This is a genomic window from Sinorhizobium sp. RAC02 (genome assembly GCF_001713395.1).
In the GTDB taxonomy this organism is placed as follows: domain Bacteria; phylum Pseudomonadota; class Alphaproteobacteria; order Rhizobiales; family Rhizobiaceae; genus Shinella.
The window spans coordinates 908,292-930,613 of sequence record NZ_CP016452.1 but is presented as its reverse complement, the minus strand read 5'-3'; the positions used below and the strand labels follow the sequence as shown (position 1 = coordinate 930,613).

Here is a 22,322-nt window from a genome sequence, read left to right as displayed (position 1 = left end):
TCCGCTTTTCCGGACTTGCGAAACAACGCCTCAAAGGGCAGCATGCGCGGTGATAGAGGGCAGAAACCGCAGATGACCCCGGAGCCGAAGCGCACCAACTTTCGCCATGTCGAATTGGCGCAAAAAATACTGGACGTCGCAGGCGAGCGCGGCATGACGCCGGGCGAGCGGCTGGCCGAGCAGGCCCTCGCGTCGCTCTGCAATGTGTCGAGAACACCGATCCGCAAGGCTTTGCAGATTCTTGCCGAACGGGACCTGGTGACGGCCGATGCCGAGGGCGGCTATCTTCTTGCGGTCGACCCGGTCGCCACGGCGCGGCTCGAAGACACGACGGATGGAGAGGGCGAGAACGAGATTTATGCGGCGATCCTGCGTGACCTCGCTGCCGGACGCATAACCGAGAACCAGACAGTTGCCGCGCTTCAGCGTCGCTATGATGTCTCGCGCCAGGCGGTACAAAATGCGCTGATGAAACTATCGGAGGAAAACCTGGCGGAGCGCGGCGCCGGCCAGCAGTGGCTGCTAAAACAGTTTGCGATCAGTGGTGATGCGGCTGCGAAGAGCTACGAATTCCGCCTTGCGACCGAGCCGCTTGCACTGACGCTGCCGGACTTCAAGCGAGACATTCCCGCGATGACGGCGCTGCGCCAATCCATGCTCATCCTGCGCGGCATGAACGAGACGGCGTTCGACCGCAAACTCTTCGACCGCACGGACGTCGATTTCCATCTCTTGATCGCGCGCTCCTGCGGCAACCCTTTCATGGCCGAGGCGCTCACCAACCATCACCGCCGCCGCCGCGCGAGCCCGCCGGCCGGCCATGTCAACGCGTTCCGGCTGATGCAGTCGAACCTCGAGCATATTCAGATCCTTGAACAGATCGAGCGCGGCCAGATGGAGCTTGCCGCCGATCTGATGCGTGTGCATATACAGCTCTCCCAATCACAGCGCCCCCGGCTTGCCGGCCGTGGTGTCCCTCCCGCTTTCAAGCTTGTCGTGCGTTAGCCCCATGGCGCCAGCAAAGACCATCGCCCTCTTTCCGGAAGCGAGCTACGGCGCGGCGCTGAACTGCGTCGGCATCGCCCAGGAACTGCGACGGTTGGGCCACCGCCCGGTCTTCATCTGCCATCCGGGCTTCAGCGGGGTTTTTGCAGAGTACGGTTTTGCCGAACATCAACTGACCGATGCCGATGCAGCGCCGACGGACTGGAACGATTTCATCGCACGCCACCAAGACGCCTTTCGTCAGGCGCCGCTCGATCAACTCGAGAGCTATGTCGGCCCGACCTGGGAGGCGATCGTCGATACGGCGATGCGGGTGGAAGAGCCACTGCGCCAACTTCTCGGACGGTTGAAGCCGGATGCCATCGTGCTCGACAATGTCGTGATGTTCCCGGCCATCGCCAATGCCGGCGTACCGTGGATTCGCGTCGTTTCCTGCGCCGAGACGGAAATTCCCGATGCGAATGTCCCGCCTTATCTTTCCGGCTGCGGCCACGACGAGCGCGCGGCATGGTCGACCTTTGCTACAGGATACGAAAAGACGGTGGCCCCAGCGCACAGGCGCTTCGCCGGCTTCCTCGCCGAGTGCGGCCTCAAGGCACCGACACCACCGAATTTCCTCGATCCGTCACCCTGGCTGAACCTGCTGCTTGCACCGGACATCATCCGACATGAGCGCCGCACGCCGCTCGATCCGGAAAACTTCGTTTTCCTCGACGGCTGTGTACGCCATGAAGCGCCTTATACGCCGCCGCGCTTTGCCAGCCACAATGAGGCGCCGCTGGTACTGACGAGTTTTGGCTCGCTCGGCGCGATGGACGTTGCCATGATGAAACGCATGATCGGCGTCTTCGCGACACTTCCCTATCGCTTCCTCGTCAATGCCGGGCACTGGCGGGAGGAATACCGCGAGGTGCCGGACAATGTCTTCATCGACAGCTGGTTTCCGCAGCCCTCGGTCGTCGAGCAGGCGAGCCTGTTCATCCATCACGGCGGCAACAATTCCTTCTGCGAAGCGCTCTACTACGGCGTCCCGTCTCTCATCATGCCCTATTGCTGGGACGGCCACGACAACGCTGCCCGCGCCGCCGAGACCGGCGTCGGACGGCGGCTTGGCCGCTATGACTGGAGCGATGCCGAGCTTGCAAACGCGATAGAAGGCCTGCTCGGCGACGAGGCGATGCGTGTGCGACTGAAGGCCAATGCAGCAAAGATGCATAAGGCGGCCGGAGCAACACGCGCCGCGGAAGAAATCGCGCGGATCGCCACCGGTGTGGCCGGGGTTGCGCGCGCTTCCGTCTGACGACCTCGACGAGAAGCAGAGCACATCCTTCGGTAGTGAGGCCCACTGAGCCGGCATGACACGCCTGCTTGAGACGTCCCGTTCGCGGGTTGCAGCACTTTCCTTTCTGGGCCATAACTCCCCTCCCCACCTGTCGAGGCCAGCCGTCATTGCGAGCGTTGCGGGCCGTGCGTGATCCCCACGCCACGGCAACTCCCCCCGCGCTCCGGCGAGGCTTCGGCTGAGGGCACAACAATGCGGACCGATCAAAAAGGAGAACGCATCATGGGCGCAACGGGACATCTCGGTACGGCTTGGCGCAAGCGCGACTATCACCGTCAATGGCTCTGGCGGGAAGCAAACCGCCTCTTCGACTTCTTCCAGAACCGGGCCTTCAATCCGGTCGGCGGCTTCCACGAGCTGGATGCCGAAGGCCGCCCCCTCAACGCCGGCAACCCGGTGCGCGGCATCCACTCGACCGCCCGCATGGTGCATTGCTTTTCCATCGGCAGCCTGCTCGGCCGCCCGGGTTCCGACGATCTTGTCGATCACGGCATGAAATACCTCTGGGAAAAGCACCGTGACCAGGAGCGTGGCGGCTACCATTGGTCGCTCGACAATTCCGGCCTGCTGGATTCCAGCAAGCAGGGCTATGGCCATGCCTTCGTGCTGCTCGCCGCGTCAAGCGCCAAGCTTGCCGGCCATCCCGATGCCGATCGCATGATCGCCGATGTCACAGACGTGCTGGAAAAGCGCTTCTGGGAAGACAAGCACGGCGCGATTGCCGAAGAGTTCGACGCGGACTGGACGCCGGTTCCCGGCTATCGCGGCCAGAATTCCAATATGCACCTGACGGAAGCGCTGATGGCGGCGTTCGAGGCGACGGGCGAAAAGGCCTATCTCGACAAGGCTGAACGCGTGGTCGACCTCGTCATTCGCCGCCGTGCAGGGGAAAACGGTTTTCGCGTGCCCGAGCATTTTGACGAGAACTGGGTACTCGACAAGGAATATCGCGGCCACGAGATGTTCCGCCCCTCCGGCACCACGCCCGGCCATTGGCTGGAATGGGCTCGTCTCATCCTCCAGCTCTATGCCCTCGGCGGCAAGAAACACGCCTGGATGCCGGAAGCTGCCAAGGCGCTGTTCGCGCAGTCCATCGCGTTGGGCTGGGATAACGAAAAGGGCGGCTTCTTCTATACGCTCGACTGGAACGACGAACCGGCAAAGCGCAACAAGCTGTGGTGGCCGATGGCCGAGGGTGTCGGTGCGGCGGCCTTCCTTGCCGAACATCTGCCGAGCGATTTCCACGAGACCTGGTATCGCAAGATCTGGGATTCCATTGCCCGCCATTTCCTCGATCAGGACCGCGGTGGCTGGCATGAAGAACTCACCGAAGACCTTGTGCCGAGTTACACCCTTTTCGCCGGCAAGGGTGACATCTATCATGCGCTCCAGGCCTGCCTGATCCCGCTCTATCCGGCGACAGGCAGTCTGACCAAGGGCATCATCGAGGCCGGCGGCCACTAGGCCGCCTGCTCCTGCCGCCAGGCAGACGGGAGTGGAATGATCGACATACCAGACCAGATCTCGACCGCGTGGATCGCCGCCGCCTTGGTGGCGTTCCTCGCCAAACACTTCCTGGCGGATTTTCTGCTCCAGACGGACTGGATGGTGGTGGGCAAGGAACAGCCGGACGGCTGGTTCCTGCCGCTTGCAGCCCATGCGGGCCTGCACGGGGCATTGACCACCGCCCTTTTCCTCTTCGTGTCGCCACCACTGGCCTGGCTCGGCCTTGCCGACGCCCTGGTTCATGGCACGATAGACCGGCTGAAAAGCATCGCTACGCGTCACCAGAAGCTGACGCCCCGGCAATCGGCCTTCTGGTGGCTTCTCGGCGTGGACCAGACCCTGCATCACCTGACGCATGTTGGTCTGGCGATCCTTCTCGCCGCCGCGGGTTCTGCTTCTTAACCGTCAGTCGGCCGCGGCCGGAGGGCGGACCGTTGCTTCGCGCAGCAGCAGGTCGGTCAGGGCCATATTGTCTGCAAACCAGCGATTGGCGGCATGCCACATCGACGGCGTCAGGCATATATCATGACCACCGCGCGTCGCCGTCGTCAGCAGACCGGCGTCACGCGCGGCCTCGATGATGCGACGGACATGGGTGCGCGAAACACCGGTTTGCGTGGCAAGCCTCTGATATCCGGTGGGAACCATGCTATCGCCGTTTTCACGCGCGTCGCGCAGGAGAAGCAGCAGGATCATATAGCCGCAGTCGTGCGCGAAGAACGGGGCAAGCGGCAAATGCCGGCGGATGAGCCGGCTAAGGCCCGACAGATGCGCCAATGTCACGCGCCGCATGGCACGATGCAGATCCGGGGGAAGCGGACCGCTGTGTTTTGCGATAGGGGACAGGCCGAAATCCGATAGGGCCGTCACGAGAAGCCCGAGAATGCCGGCATCGCGGGCCAGAAGCGTAGCGCTCGGCACGAGCAGCCGAACGCGCCGATCCGAGGCATGCGGTTGCTGTGTCAGAAAGCCGTATTTGCGCAGGCAGGAGACCTGCGCCTCGACGCGGTTGCGGCTCGCGACACCCAGTTGGGTCACTTCGCGCTGAAGGCGCCCGAGCGTCAGCCATGTGGGCGGCTGCGCCATGTCCTGACCGGCATGAAGCGACAAGGCCGCGAGATAACAGAGAAAACGGCCCTCCTCCAGGATCATCCGGTTGAACAGATGATTGCCTTCATAGAGGGCGAGCTTGCCGGCAATCAGCCGGTCCCGAGTCTGCCCAAATCCGGGCGCGCTCAGAAATTCGAACGGTGGTACGCGAAACGCCACCGCACTGTCTTCAAACGTATGCTGATCCATGTATGCACTTCCCCAATCCGGAGCGGCGCGATTTGTCTTTTTCTTGTCACAACACCGCAGGTCCAAATGGACCCATATTTTTCCATGGGGTTGCAGCCCGTTGAAACTGTCAATTGTAATACTAACCCGAATGCGCAATATGAGACGGGAAGCCAAAAGAATGAGACACCGTGCCAAAACGGCAAACCCGACACCGTGACGAATTTTCAGGAACCTTCGCCCGTACCTATTCCTTGATAGGTCATGCACCTGTTGTCCGACTGTCGTGAGATGCAATGACTCCCGCCGCCAAGTTGCCGACCAATTCCGTATCTGCTGCACCCGGAGCCGATTGTCGCCGGGATAGCCAGCTCTTTGCCGAGACGCTCGATCCGGTCTTCCGCACGACCATTGCAACACCGGAACGGATTGACGATTTTCGCGCCGAGCTCTCCACCTACTTCATGGGACCGGCCCTGTTTTTCGTCGCCGACATGCTGGGCACCACCTACACTTTTTCCCGTGACCCCTCCCGTATCGCCCGCAGTGGGCTCGACCTCATCCTCGTGCAGGTGACCCTTGCCGGCAGCGATCTGCGGACCGTCAACGGTGAAACGATGCTGGTCGAAGCAGGCGATGTGTCCATCTTCGATCTGACACGGCCCATGCATTCCGAGACGCAGCACTGCCACAACCTGACGCTGGTGCTGCCGCGCCACCTGCTGTTCAGCAAGGATGTGCAGAACGATGGCCTGCACGGTCTGCTTTTCAAGCGATCGACGAGCACCGCCCGGCTGATCGGCAGCCATCTGCGCGCCCTTTTTGAGGACCTTCCGGACATCACGCAGGCCGATGCGCCGACGATCGTTACCGCCACCGCGAATCTCGTCACGAACCTGGTCGGACCGAAGATAACCGAGCGCCAGCAGTCTGGCCCCACCGTGCGGGGCGCGGTCATCATGCAGATCCGCCGCTATATCGAGCAGCATACTGCCATGGCGGATCTCGGCCCGGATCATCTCTGCAAGATGTTCGGCCTGTCGCGTGCCTCACTGTACCGCCTGTTCGAACCGATTGGCGGCGTGACCGATTACATCCGCACGCGTCGGCTTCGTGCAGCCTTCGACATGCTGACGAACGATCGCAAGCGCGGCGTCGGAGAGATTGCCTATGCCTGCGGTTTCGCTGATATCTCCGCGTTCTCGCGCGCCTTCCGCAACCAGTTCGGCATGAGCCCGAGCGAGGTACGCGACATGGGCGATCGCGGCCCCCTCTCCCTTGGTCCGGCCGAAAAACAATCGGCCACCTCCGTGCATGACTGGTTGCGCATCGTCAGCACGCTGTAACCATCTTGTCGTTTGACACTTGAAATCACATCAACCAATATGTGATCACATTTACTGAATGACCTGCTGGAGAACGGGATGGAGAGGGCGAACCTGGAGGCGCGTGCCCACGCGCTTGTCAAGGCGGAATCGGAGATTTTTCGCGCAAAACGGCCGCGCTGCGCCGCAGCCCATGACGAGGCCACATCGGGCTTCTTCGATGGCGTGCCGCAGCATTGGATGCTCGACTGGCCAACCCCCTTTCCCGTCGTGATCGATCAGGCGAGCGGCGCTGAACTCGTCGATATCGACGGCAACCGCATTGTCGACGTCTGCCTCGGCGACACGGGCGCGATGTTCGGCCATGGTCCGGTCCCAGTTCTCGAAGCCCTGAAGAATGCAGGCACACGCGGCCTCACCACCATGCTGCCCTCCTCCGATGCGCAGATCGTCGGCCGTCTGCTAGTGGAGCATTTCGGCCTGCCGCGCTGGCAGCTCGGCGCCACCGCAAGCGACGCCAACCGTTTTGCCATCCGCGTGGCGCGCGCCGTCACCGGCCGGGCAAAGCTGCTCGTCTTCGACGGCTGCTATCATGGCGCCGTGGATGACACGCTGGTCGATCTCGTCGACGGCAAGACGATTTCGCGCCGCAACCTGCTTGGCCAGGTGCGCGATCTCGGCGAACTGACCGTTTCCATTCCCTTCAACGACGAAGCCGCGCTGGAAAAGGCGCTTGCCGCGCACAACATTGCCTGCGTGCTCGCCGAACCCGTCATGACGAATTGCGGCATGATCCCACCCGACCCCGGCTTCCACGATGCACTACGCCGCCTGACGCGCGCGGCCGGCACGCTGCTTCTCATCGACGAGACGCACACCATCTCCACCGGCCTTGGTGGCTACACAAAGATGTATGGACTCGAACCGGACCTCATCGTCATGGGAAAGCCGATCGGCGGTGGCGTTCCGGTCAGTGTCTGGGGCATGACGCAGGCGATTTCGGACAAGTTGCACGTCATTCGGCGCGAACAGAGCGGCCATGGCCATTCCGGCATCGGCACGACGCTTTCAGGCAGTGCGCTGCAACTGGCCTGCCTGCGCGCCTGCCTGGAGCACGTGATGACCGAAGAGGCATACCGCACCATGCAGTCCCGCGCGGATCGCATCGAGGCGGGCTTCAAGGCGGCAATCGCCGCCGCCGGCCTCGACTGGACGGTTTCGCGCGTCGGCGCCCGGCTGGAAGTCGTCTTTTCAGCCGTGCCAGTGCGTAACGCGGCAGAAGCCCGCGCTGCCGCTTCCGACACGATCGAGGCTGCGTTGCATCTGTCCATGCTGAACCTCGGCTACCTGCTGACGCCCTTCCACAACATGGTTCTCGTCAGCCCCGCGCTTTCGGAAAAGCAGGCGGATGGCCTCGTCCAGGCCTTCGCCACCGTTCTCGGCCGCCTTGCCGAGCGGAGGGCAGCCGCGTGAGCCGAGATCTCGCCGCCCGCCCGCCTGAAGCCGCTGATCCTTCCGAAGCGGAGGCCTTTCTTGCCGCCCACCCAGAGATCACAGCCTTCGATCTCGTTCTGATCGACCTCAATGGTATTGCGCGCGGAAAAATCATCCGGCGGCATGAACTGCTGCCGATCTTCCGCTCCGGTCGCCACCTGCCCGGCTCGATCCTCGGCCTCGACGTCACCGGTGAGGATGTCGAGGAAACCGGCCTCGTCTGGTCGGATGGCGATGCCGACCGGCGCGCCTGGCCGATTGCCGGCTCGCTGGTGCCCCTGCCCTGGACCTCGCCACCACGCGGCGAACTGCGCCTTGCCCTCTTCGAACTGGATGGTGCACCGATGGCTGCCGATCCGCGGCACGCCCTTGCCCGTCAGGTCAAGCTGCTCGAAGCCGATGGTTACCATCCCGTGCTCGCCTACGAGCTGGAATTCTATCTGCTCGACCGCGAGCGCACCGCGGACGGTAATTTCCAGCCGCTCCGCCTGCCGCTCTCCGGCGAACGACCGGACGGCATCCAGGTCTATGGCGTCACCGAACTCGACCGGCTTGAGCCCGTCATCGATGCCGTCTATCGCGGCGCCGAGGCGCAGGGCCTGCCCGTCGAAACCATGATATCGGAATATGCCCAGGGTCAGTTCGAGCTGACATTGCGCCACGGCAGCGCGCTCAGGGCCGCCGACGATATTACCATGCTGAAGCGCCTCATCCGCAGCCTTGCCGTGCGCCACGGCATGATGGCCTGCTTCATGGCAAAGCCCTTTGCCGGCCGCGCCGGTTCCGGCATGCATGTGCATGCCAGCCTTGCCGACGCAGCAGGCAACAACCTCTTCGCCGATCGCGACGAGACGCTGGCGCCCCTCCTGAAACAGGCCGTCGCCGGGCTGCTGGAGACGATGCAGGAGTCCATGCTCGTCTTCGCCCCGCACTTCAACTCCTGGCGTCGCTTTTCCGCCCAGAGCTACGCCCCGACCACGCCGACCTGGGGCACAAACAACCGGAGCGTCGCGGTCCGCATTCCGGCAGGCGCCTCCGCTGGCCGTCACCTCGAGCAGCGCGCAGCCGGCATCGATTCCAACCCCTATCTCGTCGGCGCCACGGTGCTTGCCGGCATGCGCAAGGGTATTTTGGAGAAGGCCGACCCCGGCCCGGAAACCACGACCTATGCCGAGAGTACAGGCGACGAGTTGCCGCCGGATTGGCGTGGCGCCATCGAAACGGCAACTCGATCCGCCTTCCTCAGGGAGGCACTCGGCGAGAAGCTGCACCACGTCTACCTCGCGCTCAAACGCGCCGAGTATCGACGGTTTGCCAGCGAAGTGACGGCACTCGAACGCTCGCTCTACGGCGAAGTCGTCTGATCGGGCGGATGCAATGAAGACATTCTATACTGCCGACCATCACCTGCATCACAGTGGCATGGAGCTTTCCTTCGGCCGCATCGTCGAAACCTTCGAGAAGCCGGAGCGCGCCGAAATCGTGCTTCGGCGGGTGAAGGAGGCCGGGCTCGGCCCGATTGTCGAGCCGACGTCCTATCCGCGCGCCACAATCGGACGCATCCACACGCCCGACTATCTCGATTTTCTGGAAACGGTGTTCCCCGAATGGCGCGCCGCCGGCCGCGATGGCGAGGTCTGGCCCTATAGTTGGCGCCATCACTCGATGCCGATGATCGACGCCCCGCCCGCCGGGCTGGACGCCCGCCTCTCCTATTATTCCTTCGACATGGCCGGCTCGATCACCGAGACGACATGGCAGGCGGCCAAACGCGCCGCCGATACCGCACTTGCCGGCGCCGATGCCGTGCTGGCGGGCGAAAAAGCCGCCTTCTCGCTCTGCCGCCCACCCGGTCACCATGCCGGCCGCGACTTCTTCGGCGGCTATTGCTACCTCAACAACGCGGCCATCGCAGCCCAGCGCTTCCTTGACAACGGGCCCAGCCGTGTCGCGATCTTCGACGTGGACTACCACCACGGCAATGGCACGCAGGAAATCTTCTACGACCGTGACGATGTGCTGCTCGCCAGCCTGCACGGCGACCCGGATTTCGAATTCCCCTTCCACCTCGGCTATGCCCGCGAACGCGGCGCCGGCAAGGGCGAAGGCTACAATCTCAACTATCCGCTTCCTGCCGGCACCGCCTGGCCGGAATGGCTTGCAGCCTTCGAAGACGCGCATGCCAGGATCAGCGCGTACGCGCCCAGCGCCCTGGTCATCTCGCTCGGCGTCGATACCTTCAAGGACGACCCGATCTCCCAGTTCAAACTGGAGAGCGAGCATTTCCTGACGATCGGCCGCCGCGTCGCCGACTTCGGCCTGCCGACGCTGTTCGTCATGGAGGGCGGCTATGCGGTCGATGCGCTCGGCGTCAACGCGGTGAATGTCCTGCAGGGTTTCGAAGGCGCTTGACGCGCCTTCAGATATCCTTGAGCAGGTTGTTGCGCGACAGGTTCTTCACGTCGCGCTCGCCGCAGAGCGCCATGGTGATGTCGAGCTCCTTGCGGATGATTTCCAGCGTGCGGCGCACGCCGGCCTTGCCGCCCGCGCCGAGGCCATAGAGGAAGGGGCGGCCGATATAGGTGCCCTTCGCGCCGTAGCACAGCGCCTTCAGGACGTCCTGCCCGGAGCGGATGCCGCCATCGAGATGGACTTCCATCCGGTCGCCGACCGCATCGACGATGCGCGGCAGCATGCTGATCGAGGAGGCTGCACCATCGAGCTGGCGACCGCCGTGATTGGAGACGATGATCGCATCCGCACCGCTATCGAGCGACATGCGGGCATCTTCCTCGTCCAGAATCCCCTTGAGGATGAGCTTGCCGCCCCAGCGGTCGCGGATCCACTCGATATCCTTCCAGGAAAGCTGCGGGTCGAACTGCTCGGATGTCCAGGAGGAGAGTGACGAAAGGTCCCCAACGCCCTTGGCATGGCCGACGATGTTGCCGAAGGTGCGGCGCTTGGTGCCGAGCATATCCATGCACCAGAAGGGCCGTGTCGCCATCTGCCACAAATGCTTCGGGGTGAAGCGCGGCGGGGCGGAAAGACCGTTGCGCAGATCCTTGTGGCGCTGGCCGAGGATTTGCAGATCGAGCGTCAGCACGAGCGCCGAGCAGCCTGCGGCCTTCGCGCGGTCGATCAGGTTATAGACGAAGTCCTTGTCCTGCATCACATAGAGCTGGAACCAGAAGGGCTTTGAGGTGACGGAGCGCACGTCCTCAATGGAGCAGATGCTCATTGTCGAAAGCGTAAAAGGCACGCCGAACTCCTCCGCTGCCTGGGCGGCGAGCATTTCGCCGTCCGCATGCTGCATGCCGGTGAAGCCGGTGGGGGCAAGCGCCACGGGCATGGAAACCTTCTCGCCGATCATTTCGCTTTCGAGCAACCGGTTGCTCATATCGACGAGCACGCGCTGGCGCAGCTTGATCTTGTGGAAATCCTCTTCGTTCGCCCGGTAGGTGCCCTCGGTCCACGCGCCCGAATCGGCATATTCGAAGAACATTTTCGGCACGCGGCGGCGGGCCCGCTCCTTGAGGTCCGCAATCGTCAGGTCCTGGCTCACACTCATGCTGTCTGTCCTCGCAACATCCGGCGCCACCGCGGGGGGTCTCCGCTCATTCCGGGCAGCAACCTTTTACGAGGCACTTTCGTCGCTCGCAACGGATTCCTCGGCGCAACCGCGGGAAATTCGGTGACATTCCGGGTGCCCTGCCTGCTGATGAAGTTCGATCTTCGCCCTTGAAAAATCATGCACCTTTGTCGCGATGGCCGCCGGCTATACTGAGCTTTGCGGCCGAACTCTTTCCGCGATCCCGGAGATCCGCATTGGGCGAGAACGGAGAGCACCCTTTTGATTAAATCAAATTGATTGACTACAAATGCCGAAGCAAGAGGGAGGACGCGCGCTCGTGCCCCTAACGGTCGGCACCGAAAGGGATCGAGCAGGGCGCCCGAACCACGTCCGCGATTGCCGTACAAACCAGGGAATTTCAGCTTGGACTATCTCGTCAACCTTTCGCTCCTCGCCCCGAACCCGGAGCTCGACGCCAGAATGGCCAAGGCTGGCGTGACGATCCGCCGACCGTTGGCGCCGGAAGCCCAGCTCGTGGCGGAATGGGTCTCGCAACGGTTCGGCAAAGGCTGGGCGAGCGAGACGTCCATTGCCCTGACGCGCCAACCGCCCACCTGCTTCATCGCAACGCGCGCAAAACGGCTGTTCGGTTTCGCCTGCCATGAATCGATCGCCCGTGGCTTCTTTGGCCCGACCGGTGTGGACGAGGAGGCGCGGGGTCTCGGCATCGGTCATGCCCTGCTGCTAGCCTCGCTCCTCGATCTCAGGACCATGGGCTACGGCTATGCCATCATCGGCGATGTCGGCCCTTCGGCCTTCTACGAAAAAACGGTCGGCGCCATGCCGATCCCCAACTCCGCGCCCGGCGTCTATGCCGGAATGCTCGACGTTCAGTGAACCCAGGCCAGAGATTACCATGCCTTTGCAGAACCGATCCGCCTTTGAGCTCGAAACCGCGTGGACGCCGGCGACGGATGACCGGGCGATGGCCTATATGCTGCGCCTGAAGAACAATTCTGGAGCGACACTTCGCGATTTTCGGCTGTGCGTCAGCGGCCCCGGGCGGGTCGATCCGACGACGGATGTCGAGGGCGGCGCAGTCGGCATGCGGCTTTCCAACTTCACGGAACTGCTGCCGCCCGATGGTTTCGAGCTGGAACCAGGGGAAAGCTGGGCCATCACCATTCATGGGCTGAGTTGGGCATTCAAACACTGGACGGACGGCGCGCGAAGCGCCTATCTCGCCTTCAAAGACGGCAGCACGCTCGCCGTCGCGACAGCCCCCACCAGACTCACGGGCGGCAATGCGCCGCTCAAGCGTGGGGTGGAGTTCTATCCGGTCCCGGCGGCTCCCCCGGCGCCGGTTTCCATCATCCCCTGGCCAAACCACGTTTCAGTCTCTGGTCGCCGCTCCGTTCCAGCCGGCTTTACGCTTGTCGCAGCGGGCACGGAGGCGGAGGAAGTGGCCCAGGCCTTCACCACTTTGACCGAGGCCCTCTTCGCCGTCGAAGGCATCGTCCGCCCCGTTTCGGAAGGTGGCCTTCCGGTTCATCTTCAGCTGAAGGACGGCCTCGCACCGGAAGCCTATGAGATCGCCTTCTCTCCCGCCTCTGTCTCCATCTCCGCCTCAACGCGTAACGGGCTCTTCTACGGCCTCGTCACGCTCGGACAGATCTGGCGCGGTGCGCGGCATTTTCCAGATGCCTACAACTTCCCGAGCGAAGGACAGATTTCCGACGCGCCATCCATGGCCTGGCGCGGCCTCCATCTCGACGTCGCGCGCCAGTTCTACGGCGAGGCCGAAATCCGCAAGCTGCTGGCCATTCTCGCCTGGAACAAGCTCAACCGCTTTCACTGGCATCTCTCCGACGACGAGGCCTGGCGCGTCGAGATCGACGCCTATCCCGCCCTCACCGAGATCGGTGCCTGGCGCGGCGAAGGCCTGGCGATCCCGCCCCTTCTCGGCACGGGACCGGAGAAGAGCGGCGGCTACTACACCAAGGCCGTCATTCGCGGGATAGTCACCCACGCCAAAACCCTTGGCATCGAGATCGTGCCGGAGATCGACGTGCCCGGCCATTGTTTTGCCATGCAGCAGGCCATTCCCGGCCTGCGCGACCCGCAGGAGGAGGGCAGCTACTATTCCGTCCAGGGTTTTCCGGACAATTGCCTCAACCCGGTCCGGGAAGAGACCTACACGGTGCTTGAGACGATCTTCAAGGAGTTGATCGAACTCTTCCCTTTCAAGACGATCCATGTCGGCGCCGACGAGGTGCCGATCGGCGCCTGGTCCGGCTCTCCACAGGCGCTAGCGAAACTGCGTGACATCGGCGGCGATGCAATGGCGCAGACCCATGCCCGCCGGTTGAACGTGATCACCAATACGCACGGCGCCGACGCCATCGACGGCTCCGGTGCTGCTATGTTGCAGGCGATCTTCCTTGAGCGCGTGCAGAAATTCCTCGCCTCGCAGGGCTGCGTGACCGGCGGTTGGGAGGAGGCGGCGCACGGCAACGTCATCGATAAGGAAAAAGTCTATCTTTGCGGCTGGCGCGACATGCAGGTTTCCGCGGCGCTCGCCGGCGAAGGCTATTCCATGGTCGTCTGCCCCGGCCAGGCCTACTATCTCGACATGGCCAATAGCCCAGACTGGGATGAACCGGGCGCAAGCTGGGCAGGCTGGTCGGCGCCCGAGATGACCTATGCCTTCGACCCCATCGCGGGGTGGAGCGATGCGCAAAAGACCAATCTCCGGGGCGTCCAGGCCTGCATCTGGTCGGAGCCGATGACCGACCGCGCCGTATTCGATCGCCTCGTCTTCCCGCGGCTTTCGGCTATCGCCGAGACGGGCTGGACGAAGAAGGAGCGAAAATCCTGGGACCGCTTCAAGGCATCGGCCGGGCTCATGCCCGTGCTCTACGGCTATCCCCTGGCCTAGGGCCGAACATCGGTTTGTAGCCGACGCCGGGCAAAGCCGGCATCGGCCAGGGACGATTACAAAGCAGCCGTTCCGTTGGCGAGATACGGCATGACTTCGAGTGCCCCGCGATAGATCATGTCGAGCGAGACATAGAGAATGATCGCGAGACCCACATAGGCAATCCAGCGGTGCCGCGTGAGCAGGCGCGCGATAAGGTTTGCGGCAATACCCATCAGGGCGATGGACAATGCGAGCCCGACGACGAGGACGCTCGGATGTTCGCGCGCAGCACCCGCAACGGCAAGAACATTGTCGAGCGACATGGAGACGTCGGCGACGACGATCTGCGTTGCCGCCTGGAAGAATGTTTTCCGCGAGGCGCCTTCGGCGAGGGCAGCGTCGTAATCACCATGAGCGGTGCGCAGTTCACGCCACATTTTCCAGCACACCCAGAGCAGCAACAGACCGCCCGCCAGCAAAAGACCAATGATCGCCAGCAGGTGAACCGCAACCGTCGCAAAGGCAATGCGGAGGATAGTGGCCGCCAGAATGCCGACGAGGATAGCCTTCTTGCGTTGCTCAGGCGGAAGGCCTGCGGCTGCAAGGCCAATGACCACGGCGTTGTCGCCGGCAAGAACGAGGTCGATAGCGATGACCTGCAGAAGCGCCGTCAAGCCGGCCGCCGTAAGAATGTCCATTTTCTCCCCATCTGGTCTTGGCAAGCCGCTTGAACGGAACACCGCAGGCGGCCAACAGGCATGTTTGTCTCGGATGGGCATCGCGCATCGGACGGGACGGCACCGCGAGACTGCAAAGCCTCCGCGGCAGCCGCCATCAGGAGCGATCCAGCCACCCGGAAGCCTTCACGGATTCACACGCGATTTTCAACAAAATTTGATAAACCGTGAACGTTTATGCAGTGCTCTCTGCGACCACCGCGTTCAACGTTTCCACTTGGGCTCCTGCCGCGATCCGTATCCCGCCCATCACGCACCGCCTCGTGGGAAACAATTAGCGACATGGCGCGAGGCGGCAGTCGCATCAAACCGCTTCGGCCGAAGGCTTCTGAAGGGTGGCTACTATTCCAGGATGATGGCGCGACTTTCGGCGGCCACCTTCCGGCATGAAGGCTCACTGTCCAGATAGCCGGGCATTTGGTCGTCAATCCGTCGCGAAGCTGTTGACGCCGCCTCGCCTGTCAAAAATTGCTCTGGAGCCGATAGCGCGAGCCCGGGTAAAGCAGGCGCACCGTCGTCACCACGCGATCTTGCGACCAGGTCCGGCGGCGGATGAGGATGCAAGGCTCCGACCGGGCGATCGCCAGAAGCTTGCATTCCCAGGGCTGCGGCAGCACCGCTTCGATGAACTGTTCCGTCTTGGCGATGGGCGCGATGCTGGTCAGGAAGGCGTTCGGCGTCGTGCTCGAAAAATCCTGCTCCAGATAATCCGGTGCGACGGCGGGATTGACGAAACGGTCCTCCAGCTGGATCGGCACGTCATCCTCGTTGTGCACGATGACGGAGTGAAAGGACTGGGTGCCGATATCGAGTTCCAGTGCGGCGGCAAGCTCATGTCCGCAGGTCTCAGCCTGGGCGAGGATGAGTTCCATACGGTGAACCGCGCCGCGCTCCAGAATCTCATCGGCGATGTTGCGCACGCCGAGCGCCAGGGCGCTGCGCTTCTTCGGCGCGACGAAGGAGCCCTTGCCCTGCACGCGGGTGATCACACCCTCGTTGGCAAGTTCGCGAAGCGCCCGGTTCGCCGTCATGCGGCTGACGCCGAGTGTATCCACCAGCTCGTTTTCAGATGGAATACGATGGTTGACGGGCCATTCGCCGGTTTCGATGCGTGCCCGGATCTCGGTCTTCATACGCTCGTAGATCGGCGCAGCGCGGTCCTTCGCGTCCCTTGCCAAAAGGCCGGTTTCTTCGTTCAGCATCGCCACGGCTCCCCGCATTCCAATCAGCATCCGCCTATAGGTTCTATACGACCAAGGTAAGCATGCTTTTTGATTCACGTCACTTTCTTGTCCGGCCGGAACCACCAAGTCACATATACAACTTAGGCATCTTCCGTCGACTATCCTATACAGCTTCCGACAAATAGTCGACTTGCGCAAGCATGACGTAAAGATCAGCTGGCTAGCCGCCGCCGGCAACTTGGCGAGACGCATCGGGTCAGAAAATTGCCCAATGCCCGCGAATTTCGCAACATAGAACCCCACTGGCATTGAGGGACGCAACAACACGTTCGCCGCCCTTACGAGTCACTTTGAAAGCGACATAAAATGTCGCGCGTAGACACGCGCCATCGCGCGCGGAACAGGATAGTTGTCTACTAAGTTGTATAGTGAACTTCACGAAAGGTCCTGCATGCATGACGCCGCCCCGGCGGCCTTTCAAAATCGCTGGTTTTCAACGTTACCATCATCAAAAAAGGGGAACTGACATGCTGAATTCCAACCTGAAATACGCACTTCTCGCCGCCGTCGCCTTCATCGGCGTCTCCTCCGGCACGGCGCAGGCCTCCTATTGCGGCGACGGCAAGACCGTCACCTTTGCCGGCATCGACTGGGAAAGCGGCGCCTTCATCACTGAGGTCATGAAGGAAATCCTTGCCAAGGGTTACGACTGCAAGGTCGATTCCATCCCCGGCAACTCGGTGACGCTGGAACAGGCGACCGCCAACAATGACGTGCAGATCTTCGCCGAAGAATGGATCGGCCGTTCGGACATCTGGAACACGGCGGCCGCCGCCGGTCAGGTGAAGTCGGTCGGTAAGACCTTCGTTGGCGCCGCCGAAGGCTGGTTCGTGCCGGAATATCTGGTGAAGGGCGATGCCGAGAAGGGCATCGAAGCCAAGGCGCCGGACCTGAAGAGCGTCGAGCAGCTCTCCGACCCAAAGATCGTCGAACTGTTCAAGGACCCGGAAGAGCCGTCGAAGGGCCGCTTCCTGAACTGCCCGTCGGGCTGGACCTGCGAAGGCGTCAACACGGCCAAGCTTGAAGCTTACAAGCTCGGCGAGACCTACGTGAATTTCCGCCCGGGCACCGGCACGGCGCTCGATGCGGCGATCGCTTCGGCCTATCTCCAGGGCGAGCCGATGCTGTTCTACTACTGGAGCCCGACGGCGATCATGGGCAAGTACAAGCTCATCCAGCTGGAAGAGCCGGCCTACAACGACGCCTGCTGGAAGGAACTGACCAGCGCCGATGGCAAGCGTGACGCCGGTTGCGCCTTCCCCTCCGTGGAAGTGGCTTACGGCGTCAACAGCACCTTTGCCGGCGAAGCGCCTGAAATCATGGAAATCCTCGAAAAGGCGACCTTCCCGCTGGACGAGGTCAATGCCAGCCTCGCCTACATGACCGACCAGAAGGTCGATGCCGTCGCAGCCGCCAAGAACTTCCTCCAGACCAAGGCCGACGTCTGGGGCGGCTGGGTCTCGGCGGATGCCAAGGCGCGCATCGAAGCGGCCGTCAAGTAATCGCAGGGCTGTGCGCCGGCCTTCCGGCGCGCAGCCTTTTCCCGTCAGGACAGGGGCCGGTCGCCGGATGGCGGGCTGGCGCGCGCGAGGATCTCACCGATGTTTCCTGAAGCTTTTCACATTTCCATTCGAGGCCCCATCAACGACTTTGTGCAGTCGCTGGTGGTGAACTACGGTTTCGTCTTCAAGGCGATCTCGCAAACCCTCCTTCAGGCGATCCTCTTCGTGGAGTGGATCCTGCGCGGCCTGCCCTGGTGGGCCGTCTTCATCGTCTTCCTGGCGCTTGCCTGGTTCGCCTCGAAAAAAATCTCGCTGGTCATCATCGTCGCGGTCATGCTGTTTGCCGTCGGCGCGCTCGGGCTCTGGGACCTGACGATGCAGACGCTGGCGCTGATGCTGATCGCCAGCCTCATCTCCGTCGCCATCGGTGTTCCGATGGGCATCTGGCTTGCGAAAAGCGAACTGATGCGGCGCATTACGCTGCCGGTGCTCGATGTCATGCAGACCATGCCGAGCTTCGTCTATCTCATTCCGGCGATCATGCTCTTCGGCCTCGGCAAGGTGCCGGCGGTGCTCGCCACCATCATCTATGCCGTGCCGCCGCTCATCCGCCTCACCGATCTCGGCATTCGCCAGGTGGATGGTGAAGTGGTGGAGGCTGCAACAGCTTTCGGCGGCAGCCCGCCGCAGATCCTCTTCGGCGTCGAGCTTCCGCTCGCCACGCCTACCATCATGGCCGGCCTCAACCAGACGATCATGATGGCGCTCTCCATGGTCGTCGTCGCCTCGATGATCGGCGCGCGCGGCCTCGGCGAGCAGGTGCTGAACGGCATCCAGACGCTCGACGTCGGCAAGGGGCTGGAAGCCGGCCTCGGCATCGTCATTCTCGCCATCGTGCTCGATCGCATCACGCAGGGTTTTGGCCAATCCAGCCGGAAGGAACGCGGCAATGACTGACATCGCAATCCGCAACGTTTCCAAGATCTTCGGCGGCAACTGGAAGACCGCGCTGGCGATGACCAAGGATGGCGCCGACAAGACGGCGATCCTCGCCAAGACCGGATGCAGCGTCGGCCTCGACAATGTCAGCCTCGACATTCCGGGCGGCCGCGTCTTCGTCATCATGGGGCTCTCGGGCTCCGGCAAGTCGACGCTGGTGCGCCACATCAACCGCCTGATCGAGCCGACGAGCGGTGAAATCCTGGTCGACGGCAGCAATGTGCTCGACCTGAAGCCCAAGGACCTGCGCGACTTCCGCAACCGCCGGGTCAGCATGGTGTTCCAGAATTTCGGCCTGATGCCACATCGCACCGTGCTGCAGAACGTCGTCTACGGCCAGCGCGTGCGCGGGCTCACCAAGGACGACGCCAAGCCGATCGGCATGAAGTGGATCGAGACGGTCGGCCTTGCCGGTTACGAAAACAAGTTCCCGCACCAGCTTTCCGGCGGCATGAAGCAGCGTGTCGGCCTGGCGCGTGCGCTGGCGGCCGACACCGACGTCATCCTGATGGACGAGGCCTTTTCCGCGCTCGATCCTCTGATCCGCGCCGACATGCAGGACCAGCTTCTCCAGCTCGAAAAGAACCTGCACAAGACCATCGTCTTCATCACGCACGATCTCGACGAGGCCTTGCGCATCGGCGCGCAGATCGCGATCCTGAAAGACGGCAAGCTGGTGCAGGTCGGTACCCCGAGCCAAATCCTCAACAGCCCCGCCAACGACTATGTCGCCCGCTTCGTGCAGCGCCGCGCCGGCGCAGGAGAAAGCCAGCATGCCTGAGACGATCGTCCTCGATCGCCCCCTCACCTGGCAGGAGATCGCCGCCGTCGCGAAAGGCGCGGCGCTCTCCCTGTCGGACAAGACATGGCAGCGCATCGCCGATGCGCGTGCCATCGTCGATGCGCTCGTGGCCAGGCGGGTGCGCGGCTACGGCATCAACACAGGCGTCGGCGCACTCTGCGACGTGATCGTGGATATTCCCGAGCAACAGGCGCTGTCGCGCAATATCCTGCTCAGCCATGCCTGCGGCGTCGGCGAGCCGCTCGGCCGGGAAGAGACCCGCGCGGTGATGGCCGCCCAGATCGCCAATTTTTCCCATGGCTATTCCGGCGTTCGCATCGAGACGGTCGAGACGCTGCTGGCGCTGCTCAATGCCGATATCCTGCCGGTCATTCCGTCGAAGGGATCGGTCGGCTACCTCACCCACGCCGCCGCCATCGGCCTCGTGCTGATCGGCGAAGGCGAAGCGCGCCATAAAGGCGAGACGATCTCCGGCAAGCAGGCCATGGAGATGCTGGGTCGGACGCCGCTGGTGCTCGGCGCGAAGGAAGGCCTCAGCCTCGTCAACGGCACGCCTTGCGCAACCGGTCTTGCAAGCCTCGCCGTTGCCCGCACGGCGCATCTGCTCGATTGGGCCGATACCGCCGCCGCGATGAGCTACGAAAATCTCGGCGCACAGGCGGACCCTTTTGCCGCCGCGCCACTGGCACTACGCACCTCGCCCGGTCTCCAGACGGTCGGTGACAATCTTCGCCGCCTGCTGGCCGGCAGCCCGTTGCTCGCGCAATCGGCAGGGTCGCGAACGCAGGATCCGCTCAGCCTTCGCGGCGTACCCCAGGTGCATGGCGCGGTGCGCGACAGCATCGGGCAGATTGCAGACGTAGTGAACCGCGAGCTTGCGAGCGTCACGGACAATCCGGTCGTGGCCGGTTCGCCCGAAGCGCCCGAAGTGCATTCGCAGGCGCATGCCATCGGCGCGGCGCTTGGTCTTGCGATGGATGGGCTCGCCGTCGCGGCTGCCGAGCTTGCTGCCATTTCAGAGCGCCGCATCGACCGCCTCGTCAACCCGCTCGTCAGCAAGCTTCCCGCCTTTCTGGCGGAAGGTAGCGGCGTCGCCTCCGGCTTCATGATCATTCAGTACACGGCGGCCGGCCTCGTTGCCGAAAACCGCCGCCTCGCCGCCCCCGCCAGTCTCGACGGCGGCATTACCTCTGCCCTGCAGGAAGACATCCTGACACACGCCACCCCGGCAGCGGACAAGGCGCTAGCCATCATCGCCAATCTGGAAACCGTTCTGGCAATCGAGGTGATGAGCGCCACCCAGGCCTACGACATGCAGCCGAGCCAGAGCGGCAAGGCGGCAGGCACCGGAGCCCTTTACGAGTGTGTCCGCACTATTGTGCCGATCTATCGCGACGACCGGCCGCTCAATGGCCTGCTTGCGCGCGTGCGGAACCTTCTCCGTACGACCGCGGCATAGTAAAAACCCCTCCCGGCAAAGCCGGGAGGGGCAAAAGCTTACTTCGTTGCGTAGAACTTCGCCATGTCAGGCAGGCGCTTGACGCGGATGCTGGAAGCCTTGCCGGCGGTGCGGAAGGCTTCGAAGCGCTCCTTGCAGACTTCCGCCATCAGGGCGGTTGCCGGCTTCAGGTAGGTACGCGGGTCGAAATTATCCGGCTTTTCCTTGAAGTTCTTGCGGATCGTGCCGGTCATCGCGAGGCGCAGGTCCGTGTCGATATTGACCTTGCGCACGCCAAGCGGAATGGCCTTCTGGATTTCCGCGACCGGAACGCCCCAGGTCTGCTTCATCTCGCCGCCATAGGTGGTGAAGAGATCCTGCAGTTCCTGCGGAACCGACGAGGAACCGTGCATGACAAGGTGCGTGTTCGGCAGCTTCTTGTTGATCTTCGCGATCGTCTCGATCGACAGGATGTCACCATCCGGCGCGCGGGTGAACTTGTAGGCGCCGTGGCTGGTGCCGATGGCGACGGCGAGTGCATCGACGCCGGTCTTCGAGACGAAATCGAGCGCCTGGTCCGGATCGGTCAGAAGCTCTTCGCGGGTCAGCTTACCTTCAAAACCGTGGCCGTCTTCCTTCTCGCCGGCGCCCGTTTCCAGGTTGCCGAGACAGCCAAGTTCACCTTCCACCGAAACACCGGCCGCATGCGCGATCTTCACGACTTCCGCCGTGACATCGACATTGTAGTCGTAGCTGGCGATCGACTTGCCGTCGGCGAGCAATGAACCGTCCATCATGACCGAGGTGAAGCCGTTGGTGATGGCCGAAATACAGGTCGACGGCTGGTCGCCATGGTCGAGATGCAGGCAGACGGGAATATGCGGATACTCTTCAGCCGCACCGAGAATGAGGTGGCGCAGGAAGGCGTCGCCGGCATAGGCACGCGCACCGCGGCTTGCCTGCAGGATCACCGGAGAATCCGTCGCATCCGCCGCGCGCATGACCGCCTGGATATATTCCAGGTTGTTAACGTTGAATGCCGGCAGTGCGTAGTCGTTTTCCGCTGCGTGATCGAGCAATTGCCGCATGGTGATCAATGCCATTCCTGTCCTCCTTGGATGCAGTTTCTCGGGTCGGCGGCACTATTCACAGATCGTCC

Annotated in this window: 19 protein-coding genes; 14 read left to right on the top strand and 5 right to left on the bottom strand. The window is 62.8% G+C overall.

Annotation, left to right across the window (positions count from 1 at the left end; all coding sequences use genetic code 11):
• Positions 1-72 precede the first annotated feature (72 nt).
• From BSY16_RS25445 to BSY16_RS25430, 4 genes are all read left to right on the top strand, one after another.
• Entirely contained in the window at positions 73-1,005 is a 933-nt protein-coding gene (locus tag BSY16_RS25445; RefSeq protein ID WP_069062591.1) for a GntR family transcriptional regulator, read from the top strand.
• Between the two features lie 4 nt (positions 1,006-1,009).
• Positions 1,010-2,305 carry a glycosyltransferase gene (locus BSY16_RS25440; RefSeq protein ID WP_069062590.1) on the top strand — a complete coding sequence of 432 codons (1,296 nt, stop codon included), beginning with the start codon at positions 1,010-1,012 and terminating at the stop codon, positions 2,303-2,305.
• 264 nt (positions 2,306-2,569) lie between these two features.
• Complete coding sequence (locus tag BSY16_RS25435; protein ID WP_069062589.1) at positions 2,570-3,811, top strand: AGE family epimerase/isomerase; 1,242 nt, start codon at positions 2,570-2,572, stop codon at positions 3,809-3,811.
• A gap of 36 nt (positions 3,812-3,847) precedes the next feature.
• The gene (locus BSY16_RS25430) at positions 3,848-4,255 is read left to right on the top strand and encodes a DUF3307 domain-containing protein (protein ID WP_069062588.1); all 408 of its coding nucleotides are present in this window, start codon (positions 3,848-3,850) and stop codon (positions 4,253-4,255) included.
• Between the two features lie 3 nt (positions 4,256-4,258).
• Here the strand turns inward: BSY16_RS25430 and BSY16_RS25425 are convergent, their stop codons facing one another.
• Positions 4,259-5,308 carry a hypothetical protein gene (locus tag BSY16_RS25425; protein WP_150130148.1) on the bottom strand — a complete coding sequence of 350 codons (1,050 nt, stop codon included), beginning with the start codon at positions 5,306-5,308 and terminating at the stop codon, positions 4,259-4,261.
• Between the two features lie 119 nt (positions 5,309-5,427).
• On the opposite strand from BSY16_RS25425, the gene BSY16_RS25420 reads away from it, so the two are divergent.
• The 4 genes from BSY16_RS25420 (at position 5,428) to BSY16_RS25405 (ending at position 10,362) form a co-directional block, all read left to right on the top strand.
• A complete protein-coding gene (locus BSY16_RS25420; RefSeq protein ID WP_069062586.1) occupies positions 5,428-6,477 on the top strand; it encodes a helix-turn-helix domain-containing protein in 1,050 nt (349 codons plus the stop codon).
• Positions 6,478-6,555: 78 nt separating this feature from the next.
• Positions 6,556-7,929: a transaminase gene (locus tag BSY16_RS25415; RefSeq protein WP_069062585.1), complete on the top strand. Its 1,374-nt coding sequence runs from the start codon at positions 6,556-6,558 to the stop codon at positions 7,927-7,929.
• The gene (locus tag BSY16_RS25410; RefSeq protein WP_069062584.1) at positions 7,926-9,314 is read left to right on the top strand and encodes a glutamine synthetase family protein; all 1,389 of its coding nucleotides are present in this window, start codon (positions 7,926-7,928) and stop codon (positions 9,312-9,314) included. Before BSY16_RS25415 ends, BSY16_RS25410 begins: the two co-directional genes overlap by 4 nt.
• A gap of 13 nt (positions 9,315-9,327) precedes the next feature.
• Positions 9,328-10,362, top strand: coding sequence for a histone deacetylase family protein (locus BSY16_RS25405; protein WP_069062583.1), 1,035 nt, complete (start codon positions 9,328-9,330; stop codon positions 10,360-10,362).
• 7 nt (positions 10,363-10,369) lie between these two features.
• Here the strand turns inward: BSY16_RS25405 and BSY16_RS25400 are convergent, their stop codons facing one another.
• Positions 10,370-11,512, bottom strand: a complete 1,143-nt coding sequence (locus BSY16_RS25400; protein WP_069063694.1) for an alpha-hydroxy acid oxidase — start codon at positions 11,510-11,512, stop codon at positions 10,370-10,372.
• A gap of 432 nt (positions 11,513-11,944) precedes the next feature.
• Between BSY16_RS25400 and BSY16_RS25395 the strand changes: the two genes are divergently transcribed.
• Both BSY16_RS25395 and BSY16_RS25390 read left to right on the top strand, forming a co-directional pair.
• The gene (locus BSY16_RS25395) at positions 11,945-12,418 is read left to right on the top strand and encodes a GNAT family N-acetyltransferase (protein WP_069062582.1); all 474 of its coding nucleotides are present in this window, start codon (positions 11,945-11,947) and stop codon (positions 12,416-12,418) included.
• A 13-nt stretch (positions 12,419-12,431) separates the two neighbouring features.
• Positions 12,432-14,459 carry a beta-N-acetylhexosaminidase gene (locus tag BSY16_RS25390; RefSeq protein ID WP_502696033.1) on the top strand — a complete coding sequence of 676 codons (2,028 nt, stop codon included), beginning with the start codon at positions 12,432-12,434 and terminating at the stop codon, positions 14,457-14,459.
• A gap of 56 nt (positions 14,460-14,515) precedes the next feature.
• Here BSY16_RS25390 and BSY16_RS25385 read toward each other — a convergent pair whose 3' ends face one another.
• The gene (locus tag BSY16_RS25385; RefSeq protein WP_069062580.1) at positions 14,516-15,139 is read right to left on the bottom strand and encodes a TerC family protein; all 624 of its coding nucleotides are present in this window, start codon (positions 15,137-15,139) and stop codon (positions 14,516-14,518) included.
• A 500-nt stretch (positions 15,140-15,639) separates the two neighbouring features.
• On the bottom strand, positions 15,640-16,380 hold the full coding sequence (gene hutC, locus BSY16_RS25380; protein WP_069062579.1) for a histidine utilization transcriptional repressor HutC: 741 nt from the start codon (positions 16,378-16,380) through the stop codon (positions 15,640-15,642).
• Positions 16,381-16,889: 509 nt separating this feature from the next.
• Here hutC and BSY16_RS25375 point away from each other — a divergent pair.
• From BSY16_RS25375 to BSY16_RS25360, 4 genes are all read left to right on the top strand, one after another.
• Positions 16,890-17,924 (top strand): ABC transporter substrate-binding protein, encoded by a 1,035-nt coding sequence (locus tag BSY16_RS25375; RefSeq protein ID WP_069062578.1) that lies wholly within the window; start codon positions 16,890-16,892, stop codon positions 17,922-17,924.
• 99 nt (positions 17,925-18,023) lie between these two features.
• On the top strand, positions 18,024-18,881 hold the full coding sequence (locus BSY16_RS25370; RefSeq protein ID WP_069062577.1) for an ABC transporter permease: 858 nt from the start codon (positions 18,024-18,026) through the stop codon (positions 18,879-18,881).
• The gene (locus BSY16_RS25365; RefSeq protein ID WP_069062576.1) at positions 18,874-19,704 is read left to right on the top strand and encodes a quaternary amine ABC transporter ATP-binding protein; all 831 of its coding nucleotides are present in this window, start codon (positions 18,874-18,876) and stop codon (positions 19,702-19,704) included. Before BSY16_RS25370 ends, BSY16_RS25365 begins: the two co-directional genes overlap by 8 nt.
• The gene (locus BSY16_RS25360) at positions 19,697-21,184 is read left to right on the top strand and encodes an HAL/PAL/TAL family ammonia-lyase (RefSeq protein ID WP_069062575.1); all 1,488 of its coding nucleotides are present in this window, start codon (positions 19,697-19,699) and stop codon (positions 21,182-21,184) included. The genes BSY16_RS25365 and BSY16_RS25360 overlap by 8 nt, the downstream gene beginning before the upstream one ends.
• Positions 21,185-21,222: 38 nt before the next feature.
• Here BSY16_RS25360 and fba read toward each other — a convergent pair whose 3' ends face one another.
• Positions 21,223-22,266: a class II fructose-bisphosphate aldolase gene (gene fba, locus BSY16_RS25355; protein WP_069062574.1), complete on the bottom strand. Its 1,044-nt coding sequence runs from the start codon at positions 22,264-22,266 to the stop codon at positions 21,223-21,225.
• Positions 22,267-22,322 lie beyond the last annotated feature (56 nt).